The sequence below is a fragment of the Advenella sp. genome (assembly GCF_052108595.1).
Lineage (GTDB): Bacteria > Pseudomonadota > Gammaproteobacteria > Burkholderiales > Burkholderiaceae_B > Advenella.
On sequence record NZ_JBQEAU010000010.1, the window covers coordinates 41,526 to 60,110 of the forward strand.

The window sequence follows — 18,585 nt, forward strand, 5'->3', positions numbered from 1 at the left end:
CCAAAAAAACGGTATTGAGCGAACCACTTCGGGAACGATCAGGCAAGCTGTTTCGCGATATGCAACGAAAGACCCATCAGTCGAGGAACTAATTCATCATTTAATAAATTTTTGGTAACCATAAACGACGGCCCACTGATGGAAATCACAATCAAATCTGTTCCGCCATTCCATGAAATGGAGGTCGCCGCTGCGTTGACATCGGTATTCCATTCCCCAATGGAGAGACAATAGCCTTCGTTATTGAACCGCTTGAACTCCCTGTTAAAAGAAGCAAGCTGTCTTTCGTCCATTATGGGATCATTCTTCAATTGCAGTGCCGAAAATAAATAGTTTCGCTCTTGCTCCGGTAACGCAGCTAGAAATGCTCTGCCAATGGATGTGTTGATTATTGGCATGCGTACTCCTCTTCCCATTTTTAACGTCATCGTGGTATCGCTTGAACAGGCTTCCAGATATAGCATTGAAAGACGATCCCGTGTCGCCAGTGAAATGAGCGCACCGGTGGCATCTGCCAGTGCTTGCATATGAGGGCGTGCAATATCTGCGATTCGCAAATTTGACAAGGCAGCGTAACCCAGGGCGAGCACTGATGGCCCCACGAGATACCGCCTTTTTTTTGTGTCGTGTCGCAAGTATCCAAGCTCGACTAATGTATTTGTTAATCGTGATACCGTGGATTTAGGAAACCCTGTATATGTTGCCAGTTCGCTATTGGAAAGGCTGGGCTCGCGCGCTGAAAAACATCTTAGAACCTCAAGCCCCCGGGCGAGCGCGACAACATTGGCAGATGAGAAACTGGACTCTAGTTCCGTCATTCGGAATTTGCTCCTATTTAAGTTTGGAAAATGGAATGAAATTGCAGATATACTATCTAATAACAATTCGTAATTTCATGAATCAATACAAATCATTTAATTCTCTGCGTCTTCGGGCGCCGGAACAAGAGGAGGGAATTAAATAAATAGTTCATATCGTAAATATCGTGCTGTATACATAATTTTTATATGATTATTGGGGGACAAAAGTGAAAAATCGAACGAAATACTTAAAAGCAGGTTTGCTGGCTGCGTTGAGCGCTTCAGCGTTTTCCGTGCCGGCTATTGCACAGGTTAAGGTGGGGGTAATCAATAGCTTGTCCGGTAACTTCGCGGCTTTTGGCGAACGATACAAGACAGGTATGCAGGTCGCTTTAGACGAAGTTAATGCCAATGGTGGTATTAACGGCGAGAAACTCGAATTGATTGCACAGGACGATCGCTCTGATGCGCAAAGCGCTTTGGCGGCCGTGGAGTCTTTGAATAAACAAGAGGTACCGCTGATTATTGGCTCTTATGCTTCGGGCATCACAGGTCCAGTATCAAAAGTTGCCTCTCGCCAGAAAATCCCCTTGATAGTGCTGGGCAGCGCAGATGACTCAATTACAAAGCCTGGCTCTAAATGGGTCTTTCGTGCGAAGCACAATTCAACAATTGTCGCGAATGTGTACTTTGATTACTTCGATAATCTTCGTAAAAGCAATGCAGATCTGAAGAAAATCGCAATTATGTATGGCAATGGTGCATGGCCTACTTCAGTGAGTGAAGAGGGTGCGCGCCAGGCCGAAAAAAGAGGCTATGAAGTCATTGGTAAACAGGCCTATGATCAGGGCACGACTGATTTTCGACCAATTCTGAACAAATTCCGTGCTGCAAATCCGGATATTCTTCTGACGAGCTCTTACGCAGATGACGGCATCGCCATTGCTCGGCAAATCAAGGAAGTTGGACTCGATGCAAAGGTTGTCGCGATCGATACTGCGTCGTCAATGATTAGTTTTATCGAACAGGTAGGCAAGCAATCAGAAAACATTGTTTCGGCAGTGAGCTGGAGTCCGGATGTTAAGTACGAAGGTACTCCGGATCTATATAAGCGCTTAAAGGAAAAGGCGAAAGAAGAGCCATCTTTCTATGAGGCAGAGGGGTATCTCGCTCTGACTGTTGCCGCGGATGCGTTGCGACGTGCGAAATCGCTTGATCGCGAAGCGGTTCGTGAGGCTTTGGAAAAAACGGATTTAAAAACGCCTGTTACTGATGTCACGTTTAAAAATTACGACGGTTTTCAGGGCCAAAATCCAATCAAAAGCGTCATTATTCAAATTCAGGATGGCAAACATGTAACTGTTTTTCCTGAGAATCTCGCTTCCCAAAAAGCAAAATTTTCTAACGAGTAAATAGAAAAAATAATAAACGCCACATGTCAGCCTGGCATGTGGCAATACTCGATTTTCTACTTACCGACTTTTCTTCTGCTGAATTAATCAGATCGCCAAGGGTCTTTTATGATCGACTATGTTTCGTTTTTTCAGAATCTTTCCAACGGGATTCTGATCGGAGCCGTTTATGCATTGATTGGTGTAGGTCTTACGCTGGTATTCGGCGTAATGCGAACCATCAATTTCGCTCACGGCGACTTTGTGGTTCTGGGTATGTACTTTGCTGTTGTTTTCAATAGCATATTTGGGTGGGACCCTTATCTAACCCTGATTCTGGCCATTCCCCTAGGGTTTTTAATGGGGGCGCTAATCCAGAAGACCATACTGACGCGTGTTATAGACGCCAAACCAGAGACCATGATGCTGGCTACGTTGGGCATTTCTTTGGTGATTTCCAATCTTTTGCTGCTGATATTTGGTGGAGAGCCGAAATCAGTGAATGTTACGTACGCTTCCAGCACGATTTCTCTGGGAGAAATGAAGATTTCTGTTGTCCTTCTTTTTGCAGGACTGGCAACACTTGCAGTCATTAGCGCACTGTATTTGCTGTTGAACAAGACCGAAGTAGGAAGGGCGATCCGGGCGACTGCTGAAAATAGGCTTGGGGCGGAACTGGTGGGTGTTAATACAAAGAAAATTCAGGCCATCGTTTTCGGGCTGGGCATGGCACTCGCGGTCACCGCCGGAGTTAGCTTAATTCCATTACTTTTTGCATCTCCCGTTACTACAGGGGCGTTATTTACGCTCAAGGCTTTCGTGGTCACCGTATTAGGCGGGTTGGGAAATATTGGGGCAGCCATTATTGGCGGACTGCTTCTTGGTCTTGTTGAAGTTATGGGGGCCTCTTATCTTGATTCGGCCTATCGCGACGCATATGGACTGTTGGTATTTATCGTTGTTTTATTGATCAAGCCAGAGGGGCTCTTTGGAAAATCGGTGAAAAGAGTATGAACAAACAAATCCTGTTTCTTGTTGGCTTGATTGTGGTTGCTGCGTTATATCCAATCGCGTCGTCAGCATATATTACGGTTGGAATTTCAGTATTGTTGTTTTCCGGTTGGGCCACGTCCTGGAATCTATTGGGTGGTTGGGCCGGTCAGCTTAGTCTGGGGCATGCAAGTTTTGTGGGGCTGGGAGCCTATTTCGTCGCAATTGGCGCGTCACAGTTTGAATTGGCGCCCTGGTGGTCGATCCTGATCGCTATGGCCGTGGCCGTTGTGATGGCTTTTATTTGGGGAAAGCTCACATTCGGTCTGCGCGGTCCCTACTTTTCCCTATCGACCATAGCGATCGCTGAAATTCTCAGATTAGTGGCGATCAATGAAGGTTGGTTGACCGGCGGCGCGTCTGGCGTATTCATAGAAACACTGCCTGAACCGTTGGGAATTGACCTGTTTGATAAAACGACACAGTACTATCTGGCGCTGATTTATGCCGCGATCACAATCGCTATTACCATATTTATTTCCACCCGAAAATTCGGATACGAATTAAAAGCAGTCAGAGACAATGAAGAAGCAGCAATGGCTGCAGGGATCAATCCCAGCGTGATCAAGTTGAAGGCCTTTGTGCTGTCTGGAGTGCTCACGGCGCTGGGCGGTGGGATCTATGGCATATTTTTATCGTTTATCGAGCCTCACATTATTTTTAATTTGCTGTTTTCCATACAAATTGCATTGACCGTGATTATTGGCGGGCGAGGCACAGTTTGGGGACCATCAGTCGGAGCGTTTCTGTTGGTTGTATCAGGCGAGGTATTCCGGACGACATTTGCACAGGCGAATATGTTGCTGTATGGCGCACTGATATTGATCGTAATTCTTATTCTGCCAAGAGGGATTGTCGGAGAGTATGTGCATAAATTAGTGAGGAGGAAATATGCAGACCGTACTTAAGGCTGACAATATCAAGGTGCAGTATGGTGGTCTTATTGCTGTGAATGATGTGTCGCTATCACTGACAAAAGGACAGGTGCTGGGTTTAATCGGACCCAACGGTGCCGGAAAATCGACGTTGTTCAATGCGATCACCGGATTCACTCCTGTTGCTTCGGGGAAAGTTACTTTTCTCGATAAGGATGTGACCAGACTGCCTCCATACGTAAGAACACGAAATGGGATGGGACGAACTTTCCAGACAGAGCGGCCTTATGAGGATTTGACCGTATTGGAAAATGTGCTGGTTGCAGCATTTCTAAAAAACCCAAAACGTAAGGATGCAGAAAGGGTTGCCTTGTCTTCCCTGGAAAAGGTCGGTTTGCTGGATCGAGCAAACCAATTGTCATCAGATTTGAATTTAGCCAGATTACGACGGCTGGAGTTGGCCAAAGCTTTGGCGCTTGAGCCTCAAGTTCTGTTTCTGGACGAAATTATGGCGGGATTGAATCCGCCAGCACTAAAAGAGATGATTACGTTTGTTCGTACGCTTACTGCAACGGGTATGTCGATCGTCATGGTCGAACATATTATGGAGGCGATCATTCAACTTGCGGATCATGTCGTCGTTCTTGCCGGCGGGAACAAGATAGCGGAAGGATCTGCTCGTGATGTAATTAATGATGAGAAAGTTATCGAGGCTTATCTGGGGACGGACTGATGCAGAAGAATGATGTTGACAAATGTGTGTTGAAAGCTCAAGGCGTGGATCTCGGCTATAGCACACTTCAAGTTGTCTTTGATGTTTCCCTGGAGGTAAAAAAAGGCGAGCTTGTAGGACTGGTTGGAGGAAATGGTAGCGGTAAATCAACCATCCTTCGAGCAGTCTCCGGCATGATCAAGCCCTGGAAGGGAAGTATTTCGTTCAAAGGTGAAGAGATATCTGGACTCGAGCCTCATCAAATGGCAGAGCGGGGGCTGGCGCATGTGCCAATGGGGCGTCAGCTTTTTCCAAATCTGACTGTCAAAGACAATATTTTGCTGGGTAGTTATCTACCCCGTCTTCGGGAAAATAGGGAAAAGAATCTTGAAAAAGTCTTTTCATTGTTCCCTGACGTAAAGAATTTCGCCAATGTAGCAGCAGGCTCATTGTCGGGCGGGCAACAACAAATGGTCGCTATTGGTCGCGCGTTGATGCTGGAGCCGGATTTGCTAATCATGGATGAGCCAAGCCTTGGCTTGTCGCCGTTATACGTGAAACAGGTTATGCAGGCAATTCGTCAAATTGCCGATCTGGGGTTCCCGGTTTTATTGGTAGAGCAGAATATTAAACAGGTATTGCAGTTTAGTCATCGTACGTATGTTCTGGAAAATGGGCGCTTGGTTCTGGAGGGACAATCTTCAGAATTATCGGGACACCCCTTGATAAGAAAAGCATATCTAGGCTTGTAGATCTCTACTCGCATGATTTGATCGTTTTTTGGAGGAAGAAGTAATGAACGATTTGCCGTTGGACCCATTTAGTGAAAGTGGGTTGGAAGGTTTTGCAAAAAATTTCCGCGCCGGAAAGATCACATCGGAGGCGGTCACGCAAGCTTATATAGAACGCATTAAAAAACTTGATCCCAAACTGGGCGCCTACGAAACGGTGGCGTTTGATGACGCGCTTGCAACAGCAAGAGCGATGGATATCCTGATTCAGTCTGGGACAGACCTGGGCCCTTTGATGGGGGTGCCGATTGCGATCAAGGATGTCTTTGTTATTGCAAAAATGCCTGGGCCAAAAGTGGGTACACGGATGAAAATGCCGGACATCCTGGGTTCTGACGAGGGAACATTTATTCAAGCATTACGTAAGGCAGGTTGTGTGTTTTTGGGGCAAGCAAAGGCAGTAGAGCTTTGTTTGGGGATTACGGGTCATTCGGCACCGCTAGGTACGCCATGGAATCCATCTGACATGGAAAATCATCGTGCACCAGGTGGCTCCAGTTCAGGATCCGGCGTGGCAATGTCGGCCGGCCTGTGTGCATTTGCCATCGGGACTGACTCTGGTGGATCAGTTCGGGTGCCGGCAGCTTTCAATGGTGTCTTTGGTCTGAAGACGACGGCCGGTTTATGGCCGGTGGATGGTGCATTTCCACTGGAGCCCCGCGTTGACTCTATTGGATTGCTGACCAGATCGGCAAAGGATGCGTTACTGGCTTTTAATACGATTTCATCCATTTTATTTGGATATACGTTTAAACCGCGTCGCTCCGGTGCCAGATTGAACCGTTTATGTCTTGGTGTACCCGAAAATCATTTCAGTGATAATGTTAATCCGGAAATCGATTTGGCCTTCCGGAGAGTAAATCAGCATTTAGCGTCCGAAGGTTGCTTGTTGGAAAGCGTTACCGTACCTGAGGCACCTGAACGTGCCGGTTATTTCCCTATTTCCATGCCGGCCGCTTTGCTATCGGTGTTGGGTAAGGATAATTTTCTGGCGCAGAAACAGCTGATGGATCCGGTGATCGCGCAACGAGTAGAGTCGGGGTTGGAGTCCAGAGCGTATGAGTTTCTTGCTTTAGAGGATAAAAGAACCAAAAGCAGGGAGTCAGTTGCTGAACAGCTTAGCGGCTTCGATGCCTGGGTCAGCCCAACGACAACAGATTTTCCTCCGTTGGTGTCGGATCTTGATGATCCGCAACAAGGATTGCGGCTAGCGCTAGGTATGACTCAGAATACCCAGCCAGCAAATTACCTGGGATTGTGTGCAATATCTATGCCATTGCCGGTTGAGGGCTTGCCCATAGGTTATCAATTGATGGGCTCACCCAATTCTGATCAAAAACTATTGGAAATTGCAGTTGAAATTGAGGCATCGCTTAAACAGTTCGTATGAGCATCATTGTGCGCTGGTTTTGATCTGATAGTCACCGATCCCGGGTCAAGTAACTGTCAGGTTTGATCTGAATGAGTGCGAATGACTTATGATATTAAAGTCACCCGGGCGCGCTTTGATGATCTATCGGCGCATATGCCGTTTGGCATAACCAAAGCCCTATAACTAAGGCCCTCAAACAAAGCCCCATCGTCGCGGCCCATAGGCCAGGAAGGACAGTTGCCGTTCCTGGACCGATCACCGATTTTACGGCCTGATATGCGTAATAAAACCGCCGGTATACGACTACTGTATGCCTTCGGCATGCGCCAAGGTGGCCCCGCTGTCCAGGGGGTAAATGGGGCGGGACAGATGCCGGAACGGGAAAATGTCATAGTCTGAGCTGCAAACGCCCGGGCCGGCAATCAGGACGATATGTTTGGCGTCTTGTTCAAATCCTGCTCTGAAATGCTGGCGCGATTTAATCAGCACATATTTCTTGCTGAAAGGGTCAATGCCGGCGTGGGTAAATACGCCCACATCATAGGGTTCCTGGGGCTTTTCCGATACAAATATGGTCACGCCGTTGCTCTCCAGAACCACGGTGCGGCCCAGGCTGAGCCACATCCCGGTAAACATGGGACCGGTAATCTGAAAATTGCCATCTGTAATATTGACGATTTTGCCGGTAATCCGAAGTGGCTGACCTTTGAGTTCGAGTTCGGGCATATCCGTTTTTCCGCCCAGATCGATCGTTACTGTTTCCCCAATTCCCGACTTGATGAGCGTATCCACCGCCTGCGGATCCCAGATCGGTCCAGCAACCACATCAGTCAATTCCTGTTTCATGACTTCTTCCAGAACGGCCATGACATCTGTGACACCGCCTGCACCACAGTTGTCGCCATGATCGACAAGAATGATCGGGCCTTCTCCCAGCTGCTTTGCCTTGGCAATGGATGTTGACAGGGGCTCTACGTCATAGACAAAATTCTGTTTCCTGGACCATGCCATATTGCACAATTCATCGAGCAACAGCTGCGCCTGAGCAGTTTTGTTTTTTTCGGCAACGATCACCACTGATAGGCCCACATGGGGGATATCGGCCAGCGGGAATCCACCGAAAACAGACGCATTCAGCACGACGCCATCAGCCTCGGCCTGCATGGCCCGGTCCATGATGTCTTTCATGGGTTGACCCGACGGCGTTTGTTTGAGCATGTGTGTCAGCATTGGCAGACGGCGCCAGAGAATGGTAGTTTCCAATTGCTCAGACAGGATTCTTTTGAGCGTGCGCCCGGCTCTTGCGCCGGTCTCATAGATGTCTACATGAGGATAGGTGCAATAACCCGTAATCACAGTTGCATTACGAATGAGCGCCTCACTGAAGTTGGCATGAAAGTCCAGGGCAACAACGACCGGTACCTGTTCCGGCACCACCTGCCTGATACGGCGCAGCAATTCACCTTCGGCATCGGGGTACCCTTCGGCCACCATGGCGCCGTGCAGATCCAGCAATACGGCATCACAACCTTGTTTTACAGTAGCGATGACGGTATCGGCAATATGTTCAAACGCGGCTTTCTGTACGGTGCCGCTGGGTACTGAGTTGGCAAGGATGGAGAAGGCCACTTCGGCGTCGAGTGAGGCGGCCAGATCCATATAGGCGGCGGCCGCGCTATTGGTGTTCTCACACAATTGTATTGCCTGTTGGCCATAGGCCGGGCCATCTGTTTTGGTTCCGCGACAGAACGAGTGCAGTTGCGTCTGGATCGGCGAAAAAGTATTTGTCTCGTGTCGGACCAATGCTACGACCACTTTCATGCTGTTACCCTGTTACGTGAGGTTGTTACTGTTTTTCCAGGCCGGAGGCTTCGACCAGTTTTTTGTACCGCTGGGTTTCTTCGAGAATGAACTTGCGGCTTTCGGCCGGCGGCGTCAATACGGGTTCATAGGCAAACAGATTCAATGCATCTGTAAAGTCCTTGTCGTGCTCGCCTTTTTTTATTGCCTGATACAGCTTTTCGATAATCTGGGGCGGCGTGCCGTTTTTTACTACTACCGAAAGATTCGATTTGACGGTCAGCGCTTTGGGATCGTCATAGGATTGTGTCTGAATGGAGGGGATTTTCTTCAACGGCTGCGACTGCAGCACTGCCAGCGGCTTGACTTTGCCACCCTCGTAATAGGACATGGAAGAGCCTGCGACATCGATATGAGCCGTAGTGACACCGCCGATCAGATCGGAGACAGCCGGTGGCGAGCCGCGGTATGGAATAATTTCAAAATCAAGCTTGTTTTCTTTTTTCCATTTATCCAGCGCCAGATAAGCCGAGCCGCCAATGGTGTTCACGCTGATGGAAGCCTTGTTCGGATTGTCAATCATGAACTTTTTCAGCTCTTGCATGGAATTGAACGGGCTGTCTTTGTTTACGATAAGCCAGTGAGCGTAGGTATTGAGCACGGTAACGCTGGTGAAGTCCTTGTCGCCGTCATAGCGTGGCTCCTTCAATAGAAAGTTATTGATATTCAATGTGTTGTCGCTGGCCACGAACAAGGTGTAACCGTCGGCCTTATCCTTCATGACTGACAGCGCGGCCGGAATCGTGCCACCACCTGCGATATTTTCCACGACAGCGTTGTTGCCCAGGTTTTCAGACAGTTTCTTGGCAACCAGGCGCCCAAGAATGTCGGCCGAGCCGCCGGCCGGATAAGGAACAACGACGCGAAATGGTTTGGCATTTGGCCAGTCTGAATCGGCCGCGTGGGCCGGTACGCTGGTTAGCGCGACGAGGGTCACCGATGCGCAAAGCAATGATTTCATAATTTTCATTATGTCTCCATTTGTGGAACGAATTATTTAATAAACTGGAATTTGTAGTTTAAATTCACCATTTAGATATGTCTAATATATAATTTATCTAACATCCATTTATTTTAAATATGGTAATCATGGACGAGCATCAGTTGCGCTGTTTTGTGACGGTGGTAGAAACCGGCAACCTGTCTAAGGCCGCCAGGCTTTTGAACATGACTCAACCGCCGCTGAGCATATTGATCCAGAAGCTAGAGCAGTCTCTGGACGTCGCGCTGTTTAACCGGCAGAAGAACCGGCTCGTATTGAGTGAGCCGGGCAGGCTTTTTTATATCAGGGCCAAAGACATTCTGGCCTCCTTCAAAACATTGCGGCATGACGTAAAGAATAATGCCGCGGGTACAGAAGGCAACGTATCCATCGGCTGCTCAACGGCGGCAAGTCTTTTCATCCTGCCACTTGTGATGCAGCGCATCCAACAGGAACGGCTCAATATCACGGTGAATGTTCGGGAAGGTGAAAGCTCCTATATTTTGAATGGCATACGCCGCAATGAGCTTGATGTAGGAATTATCAGGACCCGTTTTCAGTCAGAGGATCTGGTGGTGCGTACCCTGATTACAGAACCGCTGATGCTCACGGTTGCACAAGATCATCCCTTAGCAGCCCGGCAGGACGTGACGCTCGTGGATCTGGCGCAGGAGAACTTCCTTTTGCACTCGAGCACCGATAGCAATGGCATACGCGAGCATATTCTTGAAGCTTGCAGCACAGTGGGTTTCAATCCAAAGATTGTCTATTCTGGAAATGAGACCTTGCCCATGTTGATGATGATTGAGCGCGGCATTGGCATTGGTTTTGCGCCAAAAATGTTTGAAAAAGTCTTTACCGGCCACCGTGTGAAATTCATTGAATTGCTGCAGCCGAAACTGACCAGCCAATTGAATCTGGTGACAGTGAAGTCGCGTGTGGAGTCGGCTGTTACGACGCGGTTTTTGAAGATTGTGGCAGAGGTATTGGATGAGAAGTCAGCACGCTTGGGCAGCGTACCTGAAATGCCGCTACGAGCCATCCGCAAATAATGATGAAAGAGCTTTGCTGATATGTGTCGCGGCAGTGGGCAGGCTGCGGCGCGGTTCCTGCATGGGTGGATGGCAGATAATTCTGGACGGATCCAGGCGCGCTTTCGCTATTCGATCGCTGCCAGTTCGTCCACTTTTTCTGCTACCGCGTGAGCCGACGCAATGAGATCGGTGACAATCCGGTCGTCTATGTTCAAATCACCTTCATATTCACCCAGGTTACGAATGCCATGACACTTGTCCAGTACCCGCCAGACTTCGGGCCCCAAGCCCAATGTGTGCGGTAGTAGCTGGAATACGATATATCGATGTTCCGGTCTGTAGCCATGCCAGCGTAAAGCTGCCAGGCACAGGGAGTGTGCGGCGTTGTAGGCCAGGTCAAAGCGGCTTTCTATCGACAGGGATGTGTTTTGCGCGTCGCGCAGGCGTGCGTGGCCCGAGCGCTTAAGGCCTTCGAACTCCCGACGGTCTGGCGGTTCAGCCTTGAGTACCTTGCCCGGACCGGTAAGTTTGTTAAACGGGGAGAGCATCATCGTCTCCGATAATCCAGATTTTGGGCTGAGCCAGGACGCGGGTAAGAAAGGACTCTTTTGCGGCCATTCTTTTTGCAAATTCAGCCTGCGTCAGAATCGTTGGATTGACGGGGCGGCCGATTGCGTGGCTGGCCTCTTCAAGTGCGGCGTAGGCCTGGCCATAGCTGATTGAATCGGAAAGCAGCATGAGATCGACATCGCTGGTCGCCGTGTCGGTTTTCTTGGCTATTGAGCCATATATAAATGCTGCCGCAATGTGTGGCGCCAGCGGAGCGAGTGCGTTGCGGATGGGTTCGGCCACCCCGATGGTTTTTTGTACGATGGCGCGCAGTTCGCCAAAAATGGGCGAATGCTGGTTTGCCTGATAGTGTTTCTGATTGCCTCTGCGTGTGGCCGTGACCAGCCCGCTGTCAGCCAGTGTGGCCAATTCGCGCTGTACGGCACCGGAGCCGCTGCTGGCCAGGTTGATGATTTCATTGGCATAAAAGCTACGGTCCGGCTGGCCAAACAGGATTCGCAGCACCTGTTGCTTGGTGCTGGAAAACAATGCATTCGCCAGACTGACTGACGGTCGAGACGATGATGTTGGAATACCCATATTGGGCATTATTATACCCAATATGGGTATTTTTGAAAAGCACTCATTGCCGACATACAGTTATCAGTCGCCCGCTATTTTGCCCAGTTCCCTGATTGCCTCTTCCGGAAGAGCAAGCTGGCCGGCGGTGAGATTTTCCTGTAAATGCGCGATCGATGAGGTGCCAGGAATAAGCAGGATATTGGGCGATCGTTGCAGCAACCAGGCGAGCGCCACCTGCATGGGGGTCGCGTTCAGGCGCGCCGCGACCTCAGAAAGCGTTGCAGACTGCAAAGGGGAGAAACCGCCCAGCGGGAAATAGGGGACGTAGGCAATATTGGCCTGAGCCAGATCGTCAATGAGAGCGTCGTCGTCACGATGCGCCAGGTTGTAGTGATTCTGCACGCACACGATGTCGCACATCTTGCGTCCTTCGGCAATCTGGGTTGGCGTCACGTTACTCAGGCCTATGTGGCGCACCAGTCCTTGCTGTTGCAGTTCGGCCAGGGCCGTTAATGGCGCTTCGATTGACCCTTCGGCCGGGCCGTGTGGTGAGATCATGCAGCGAAAGTTGACCACATCCAGTATATCCAGACCGAGATTACGCAAATTATCATGAACGGCCTGCGTCAGGGCTTCGCGCGATATGGCCGGATTCCATGAGGCATCGTCACCGCGAACGGCCCCGACTTTTGTCACAATGACCAGATCGTCCTGATAGGGGGATAATGCTTCGCGAATAAGCTGATTGGTGACGTGTGGGCCATAGAAGTCACTGGTGTCTATATGATTGACGCCGCTTGCCACGGCGTGTTGCAACACGGCAATGGCTGCCTGGTGATCTTTGGGCGGGCCGAATACGCCGGGCCCGGCCAGTTGCATGGCGCCGTAGCCAAGCCGGTTCACCTTGAGCTTGCCCAGCGAGGACGTGTTTGATTGTTCAGGAAAAGTCATGAAGGTTCCTTTAATGACAGTTAGCATAATCGATGCCGATACGTCGCATATTAAGCTTTTAATATTGTTATGATAATCGGGTGTAATCAATACGACGTGTGCGGATTTTCGCACAATGCGGAGGCGTGATGAAGGTTGATCCTGGAGATTTGCATGCATTTGTCGCGGTGGCGCGGGCCAAGGGGTTTCGCAGTGGCGCACGCAAAAGCGGCACCAGCGCCTCGGCATACAGCGAAGCGGTGCGTCGCCTGGAGACGCAGCTTGGGGTCAGACTGCTTAATCGAACGACACGCAGTGTGGTGCCAACCGAAGCAGGCCAGAGCCTGCTTGCCCGACTTGGCCCAGTCCTGGCTGAAATGGAAGCGGCGCTGGATGTCGTCAATGTATATCGGGAGCGACCTGCCGGTACGCTTCGACTCAATGTGCCGGTAAGCGCTTCGCGGTTGGTATTGGCTGATATCGTACCGGGCTTTCTGGCGGCTTATCCGGATATTCAACTGGAAATATTCTCAGAGGAAAGCTTTGTCGATGTGATCGCAGCCGGATGCGATGCGGGCATTCGCTATGAGGAGCGTCTGGAGCAGGATATGATTGCGGTGCCTATCGGGCCGCGAACTCAGCGTTTCGCTGCCGCCGCCGCGCCCGCTTATCTTGAGCGCTGTGGCCGCCCGAAGCATCCTCGTGATTTGCTTAACCACGCTTGCTTGCGCATGCGGTTTTCCAGCGGTTCAATGCCGCCATGGGAATTCGAACGTGAGGGTGAGAAGTTGCGGGTGGATCCAACCGGACCGCTCATCGTACAGGCAGGTGGCGGCACGGATCTGGCCGTGGATGCCGCGATCGCCGGTAGCGGGATTGTTTTTCTTTTCGAAGACTGGTTGCGACCACATCTGCAAAGTGGTGCGCTGGTGCCGGTACTCAAGTCGTGGTGGGTGAGCTTTTCGGGGCCATTTCTGTACTATCCGGGACGCAGGCTGGTGCCCGCTCCGCTTCGTGCATTCATTGATTTTGTCAAAGCCGATGGTGAGCAACGGTGACTGCCCCAAGCACTTGAGGGGTGCCTGCCCGCATAAGATGATCGGGGTGGCGCTTCGCAGCAGGCGTCGTCGCGGGGCGGAGGACTGGCGCTTTATTTGCACAGGCCGCAGAGCAATAGTGCAGATGACGGCGTATGCAAATTAGCCGACTAGCCAGTTGCAGAACTCTTCTGTAATAATGGTAAAAAATTCGGGAAGAGACGCCAGTGCATCGTCTTCCCGAATGGATATCAAAATTCGAATATTGCTTATTCTATAAATTATTTTGCATTTAATGCTGCAGCAATCTGATCAATATTCTGTTGCATGGATGTCAGGCCGGCGCTGCCCATGATGTACCAGTTGTATGGATCCAGATAGACGATGCGGTTGTTTTTCGCGGCTGCGGTGTCACGAATAACGGAATTTTCCAGCACCTCGCGGGCTGGCTTACTCTGCTTGCCGGTGGCCGCATTGCGATCAATCACGAATAGCCAGTCTGGATTGGCATTGGCAATGTCGTCCAGTTTGACCGGGTGACGATCTTTTGCCGAGAGGTTCTTCACTGCGTCGTTGGGAGCAAAACCGAAAACGTCATAGATCATGCCAAAGCGAGAGCCTGGGCCAAATGCGCTTGTTTTTTCGCCAACCGCAAGAATGAGCATGGCGTTACCCGCTGTCGCCGCCTTGCCTTGCAGGCCCGCAACAGCCTTATTGAGTTTTTTCAAGGCAGCCTGGGCTTCGGGTTCTTTTTTGTAAATGGCAGCCAGCGTCTGTGTATTGCGTTCGATGCTCTTGAGAGGCGCCTGCGTATCCACGCTCAAGTCCAGCGTTGGTGCAAGTTTGGACATATCATCAAATTTGGCACGCGAGCGACCGCCGACGATGATCAGATCCGGCGATACCTTGTTAACGGCGTCCTGGTCGGGTTCAAACAGCGTACCCACCTTGGGCATGCTGTCAGCGTTATATGCAGAAAGTGAATCCGGGAAGCGGGATTTGGGAACGCCTGCAGCCTGCACGCCCAATACCTGCATGATGTCCAGCGTAGGCAGATCGAATACGACTGTTTTTGCCGGTTGCAATTTGACTGTGGCCTGTCCTTTTGCATGTTGCACCGTTACCGGGTCAGTCTGAGCCATGGCCTGGCCTGCCAATGAAGTCACACCAATAGCCAGTGCTGTTTGCACCATGGCCAACCATTTTTTTGATTGTCGCGTAGTTTTCATTTGTGATGCCTTTGTTATGATGAGCCGCAACGGCAGCGCCGCGGTTGTTATGTCAATCAGAATTTGACGTTCATGCCAAGCCAGTAGCGGCGGCCATCTTCCACGTAACCATAATCGTCATAGCGAACCTGCTTGTCGAAGATGTTGTAGATGCCTGCATACACGGTGACGTTTTTATTGACGTCATAAGAGCCGCCCAGGTCCACGTAAGTCGCGGACGGCGCCATGGTCGCACTGGCAGAGATGCCCTGGGTCGGATCGCTTTCCTTGCCACGGTAAGTCACTTTCATCCAGCCGTTGAGTTGGTCTGTCGGTTTCCAGTCCAGCCCGAGATTGAACATATGCTCGGGCATTTGGTTCAGTGGGTTGCCGGCGTACTGGCCGCTTTTCTGCTTGGAATAGGTATAGGTGTAGCTGGAAGTCAGTGACAACTTCTCGCTCAGCGGTGCTGTCAGGGTTGCCTCCACCCCACGGGTGATGGCATCGTCCACGTTCACATAGGTGGTGGCCGAGCGTCCCTGTGCATTTACCGGTCCGCACTCCGGGCAGGGCACGCGGGTGATTTTGTCGGTGAACTCGTTGTCGAACAGGGTGATGCCCGCCATCAGGCCGCTATCATCGTTATAGATCAGCCCAATCTCTTTGGTCAGTGTTTTTTCCGGTTTCAGGTCAGGATTGCCATACATATTGCCGCCACGGCTGGAAGCGCCCCAGTCTGGCAATGTTTGCCGTAGAGATGGCGCACGAAAGCCTGTGGAAACGCCGCCCTTGACCGTCCAGTTGTCGTTCAGATGCCAAACGCCATACAGCCTGGGGCTCCAGTGGGTTCCGGAAGTTTTCTCGTTGTCCATACGCAGCCCGCCAGTCAGGGCAAACGAGTCGGTGATCTGCCATTCATCTTCCACAAAAAAGGCATATTGCCAGCGGTCTACGGTAGACCGGTCGGACATTTTGTTGGTGGTCGTGTCTTTGAGATCTTCCAGGCTATAGAAGGCGCCGACCGTGGCGATGTGACGCTCAAACAGCGGCATGCTCCATTTGGTGCTGGCTGTTGTGTTGCGGATGGTCATCTCCCGAGCCAGATTCTCGGTTTCTTCGCGCTGAATATAGGTATTCGAGGTGCCAAAAGACCAGCGTCCGTCATGGGTTAAAGAAAAATGCTTGCGGTCGAATCGGCGGCGGCTTTCCTCTTCGGCAGCCGCCAGTGTTTTGCCCGGCGTTGAACGATAATCCTGCCTGGAGGCACCCGCTTCGAGCACAATATCGTGATCGCGATTGGGCGTCAGGGCCAGTTTGGCTGTCACACCGCGATTGGTGTGGCGGTTATAGCCCTCTTCGATGTCGTCCTCGCTGCGATGCGAGTAGATGCCATAAAGACTGAAGCCGAGCAGGTCCTCTTTGATAGGGCCGGCAATATAAAAATTACCCTGGAAATTGTTGCCAGAGGCCGAATGCTGCTGCAGGGTGGAATCGAGCCGGACCGAGCCCCCCCATTTTTTTGGGATCTTGCGCGTAATCACGTTCACCACACCGCCCATCGCGTCCGAGCCATAAAGCGAGGACATGGGGCCACGCACCACTTCGATACGCTCGATGGCCTCCAACGGCGGAACCCAGCTCTGGTCGGTACCGGTACTGCCATTGGTTTGGGTTTCGCGGGTGCTCATGCGCTTGCCATCGACCAGAAGCAAGGTGTAGTTGGCGCTCATGCCACGCAGGGTTATGTCAGATGTGTTGTTGTCCGAGGGCGTCATGATGACACCAGGAACGTCGCGCAGCGCATCGGTCAGGTCGCGATAGGCGCCTTTTTCCAGCTTTTCGCGTGGAATTACGCTGATAGAGGCCGGGGCATCAATGATGTCCTGTTCAAAACCACTGGCTGTAACCACAATGGGATTCAGTGACGCAACGCCTGTGTCGTCGCTCGTCGCCTGTGCGTAGGCCACTTGAAACAGGGTAGCGCCCAGATTAAGTGCACATAATGCAGCAATCTGGCGAGCAGGGGTATTACGAGCCGGTTCTCGTTTTGATACCGGAGTAACAGGCAACATCAGAAAATTTCCTCTCTGGAATGATAGAATGAGACGTATTCTCTATATGAAGTTCTAAATGAGAATTATTAGCTATTAGATATTGTCAGCTGTTTTTCAGCAATGTTCTTTCCATAACTTTTGATATCTTTGCACTTCTTGACATACACTTTGCCTGCCGGGCATGCCATATGTGATGAGAGAAGGGGCACTTACACCTAACATGCGCACTGAAAAGCCGAATGCGCTGCGAGTTCTCTTGATTGAAAACGACGTGGCGCTGTCCAAAATGCTTTGTGAATATCTGGAATCCCAGGGATATTGCGTTCTACTGGCGCATTCGGCCTACCAGGCCGACAGGTTGATGCGGCGGCGCCACCATCACCTTGCAGTGCTGGACGCAGATATACAGGATGTTGCCAGTTTGGAGTGGCTCAAGGGATATCGCCAGCAATCGAACAATCCTTTGATTTTGCTGACCGGCCCGGATACCGATTGCGTGATCGGCCTGGACTCGGGTGCCGATGATTGCCTGGCCAAACCGCTGCGCATGGCCGAATTGAAGGCGCGCATGCATGCCCTGTTAAGACGTCACGGAACTGATGAGGTACGGCCGCCGCCACCGCCATTGCACCACTACCAGCATAGCGGTTCATATCGCGCCGCATGCTATAGGAGTGTTTCGTATCGCGGCTCACGGTTTGATGAACCCGTCACGATCGGATCAGCCGCCGCAGAGGCCGGCGGTGTGCTTGTCGCCGGTCCGATTTCGCTTAATCCGGCCACCGGTGCGACCACGCTGCATGGCAGCGCGATAGTTTTGACCGGCGCGGAACAACGCATTCTTGAGGTATTGATGCGCTCTGCCGGTCGCGTGGTTCAGCGGCACAATATCGGTGCATTCGCGCTGGGCCGCATCCCTTCGTCTTATGACCGCAGCATAGACACGCATATCAGCAGCCTGCGCAGAAAGCTGGGGGCCAGTACACAAAGCTCCACGCTTCTTATTCGAAATCTGCGGGGACAGGGTTACTTGCTGACCACCGAAGAAGCAGGGGCCGAGATGGGCGGCTCCGCCGCCTGATTAACGCAACGATCTTGCAGTGATTTTGTCATACCGCCGCGCACGGCGGTATCATATGATAGATTCTTCACTGGACAGAAAAAAGTGTGCCAGCCGGGGCACCAGCCATACAAAGGTCGTTTATGCTCAGACTCATGTTGCTTCGTCACGCAAAATCCAACTCGATTCCTGGTGTTGCAGACTTGCAGCGCCCCCTTGCCGAACGTGGATACCGTGAAGCCGAACTTGTCGGACAGTATCTGGTGGCGCAGCAGCTAAAGCCTGAACTGGCCATCGT

At 51.1% G+C, this 18,585-nt stretch carries 17 protein-coding genes; 9 read left to right on the forward strand and 8 right to left on the reverse strand.

Going from position 1 to position 18,585, the window contains the following annotated elements; all coding sequences use genetic code 11:
• Positions 1–38: 38 nt before the first annotated feature.
• Positions 39–818 carry an IclR family transcriptional regulator gene (locus ACTIKR_RS03270; RefSeq protein ID WP_193089496.1) on the reverse strand — a complete coding sequence of 260 codons (780 nt, stop codon included), beginning with the start codon at positions 816–818 and terminating at the stop codon, positions 39–41.
• A 209-nt stretch (positions 819–1,027) separates the two neighbouring features.
• On the opposite strand from ACTIKR_RS03270, the gene ACTIKR_RS03275 reads away from it, so the two are divergent.
• From ACTIKR_RS03275 to ACTIKR_RS03300, 6 genes are all read left to right on the forward strand, one after another.
• On the forward strand, positions 1,028–2,212 hold the full coding sequence (locus tag ACTIKR_RS03275) for an ABC transporter substrate-binding protein (protein WP_442327147.1): 1,185 nt from the start codon (positions 1,028–1,030) through the stop codon (positions 2,210–2,212).
• A gap of 108 nt (positions 2,213–2,320) precedes the next feature.
• Positions 2,321–3,205 carry a branched-chain amino acid ABC transporter permease gene (locus ACTIKR_RS03280; protein WP_193089497.1) on the forward strand — a complete coding sequence of 295 codons (885 nt, stop codon included), beginning with the start codon at positions 2,321–2,323 and terminating at the stop codon, positions 3,203–3,205.
• A complete protein-coding gene (locus tag ACTIKR_RS03285) occupies positions 3,202–4,149 on the forward strand; it encodes a branched-chain amino acid ABC transporter permease (protein ID WP_442327148.1) in 948 nt (315 codons plus the stop codon). The genes ACTIKR_RS03280 and ACTIKR_RS03285 overlap by 4 nt, the downstream gene beginning before the upstream one ends.
• The gene (locus ACTIKR_RS03290) at positions 4,133–4,849 is read left to right on the forward strand and encodes an ABC transporter ATP-binding protein (RefSeq protein WP_442327149.1); all 717 of its coding nucleotides are present in this window, start codon (positions 4,133–4,135) and stop codon (positions 4,847–4,849) included. The genes ACTIKR_RS03285 and ACTIKR_RS03290 overlap by 17 nt, the downstream gene beginning before the upstream one ends.
• Positions 4,849–5,580 carry an ABC transporter ATP-binding protein gene (locus ACTIKR_RS03295; protein WP_193089500.1) on the forward strand — a complete coding sequence of 244 codons (732 nt, stop codon included), beginning with the start codon at positions 4,849–4,851 and terminating at the stop codon, positions 5,578–5,580. Before ACTIKR_RS03290 ends, ACTIKR_RS03295 begins: the two co-directional genes overlap by 1 nt.
• Before the next feature lie 43 nt (positions 5,581–5,623).
• Positions 5,624–7,009 carry an amidase gene (locus ACTIKR_RS03300; protein ID WP_442327150.1) on the forward strand — a complete coding sequence of 462 codons (1,386 nt, stop codon included), beginning with the start codon at positions 5,624–5,626 and terminating at the stop codon, positions 7,007–7,009.
• Positions 7,010–7,294: 285 nt separating this feature from the next.
• Here ACTIKR_RS03300 and ACTIKR_RS03305 read toward each other — a convergent pair whose 3' ends face one another.
• A complete protein-coding gene (locus tag ACTIKR_RS03305; RefSeq protein WP_442327151.1) occupies positions 7,295–8,812 on the reverse strand; it encodes a M81 family metallopeptidase in 1,518 nt (505 codons plus the stop codon).
• 25 nt (positions 8,813–8,837) lie between these two features.
• Entirely contained in the window at positions 8,838–9,821 is a 984-nt protein-coding gene (locus ACTIKR_RS03310; protein WP_442327152.1) for a Bug family tripartite tricarboxylate transporter substrate binding protein, read from the reverse strand.
• A 119-nt stretch (positions 9,822–9,940) separates the two neighbouring features.
• Between ACTIKR_RS03310 and ACTIKR_RS03315 the strand changes: the two genes are divergently transcribed.
• Positions 9,941–10,885 carry a LysR family transcriptional regulator gene (locus ACTIKR_RS03315; RefSeq protein ID WP_442327153.1) on the forward strand — a complete coding sequence of 315 codons (945 nt, stop codon included), beginning with the start codon at positions 9,941–9,943 and terminating at the stop codon, positions 10,883–10,885.
• Between the two features lie 107 nt (positions 10,886–10,992).
• Here ACTIKR_RS03315 and ACTIKR_RS03320 read toward each other — a convergent pair whose 3' ends face one another.
• From ACTIKR_RS03320 to ACTIKR_RS03330, 3 genes are all read right to left on the reverse strand, one after another.
• On the reverse strand, positions 10,993–11,418 hold the full coding sequence (locus ACTIKR_RS03320; RefSeq protein ID WP_442327154.1) for a hypothetical protein: 426 nt from the start codon (positions 11,416–11,418) through the stop codon (positions 10,993–10,995).
• Positions 11,399–11,965, reverse strand: coding sequence for a nucleotidyltransferase domain-containing protein (locus ACTIKR_RS03325; RefSeq protein ID WP_442327155.1), 567 nt, complete (start codon positions 11,963–11,965; stop codon positions 11,399–11,401). The genes ACTIKR_RS03320 and ACTIKR_RS03325 overlap by 20 nt, the downstream gene beginning before the upstream one ends.
• Positions 11,966–12,079: 114 nt before the next feature.
• A complete protein-coding gene (locus ACTIKR_RS03330) occupies positions 12,080–12,949 on the reverse strand; it encodes an aldo/keto reductase family oxidoreductase (RefSeq protein WP_442327156.1) in 870 nt (289 codons plus the stop codon).
• A 128-nt stretch (positions 12,950–13,077) separates the two neighbouring features.
• Between ACTIKR_RS03330 and ACTIKR_RS03335 the strand changes: the two genes are divergently transcribed.
• Positions 13,078–13,986: a LysR family transcriptional regulator gene (locus ACTIKR_RS03335; protein ID WP_442327157.1), complete on the forward strand. Its 909-nt coding sequence runs from the start codon at positions 13,078–13,080 to the stop codon at positions 13,984–13,986.
• A 260-nt stretch (positions 13,987–14,246) separates the two neighbouring features.
• Here the strand turns inward: ACTIKR_RS03335 and ACTIKR_RS03340 are convergent, their stop codons facing one another.
• Complete coding sequence (locus tag ACTIKR_RS03340) at positions 14,247–15,194, reverse strand: siderophore ABC transporter substrate-binding protein (protein ID WP_442327158.1); 948 nt, start codon at positions 15,192–15,194, stop codon at positions 14,247–14,249.
• Positions 15,195–15,250: 56 nt separating this feature from the next.
• On the reverse strand, positions 15,251–17,245 hold the full coding sequence (locus tag ACTIKR_RS03345) for a ligand-gated channel protein (RefSeq protein WP_442327159.1): 1,995 nt from the start codon (positions 17,243–17,245) through the stop codon (positions 15,251–15,253).
• Positions 17,246–17,447: 202 nt separating this feature from the next.
• Between ACTIKR_RS03345 and ACTIKR_RS03350 the strand changes: the two genes are divergently transcribed.
• Complete coding sequence (locus ACTIKR_RS03350; RefSeq protein ID WP_442327160.1) at positions 17,448–18,308, forward strand: response regulator transcription factor; 861 nt, start codon at positions 17,448–17,450, stop codon at positions 18,306–18,308.
• Positions 18,309–18,585: the final 277 nt, after the last annotated feature.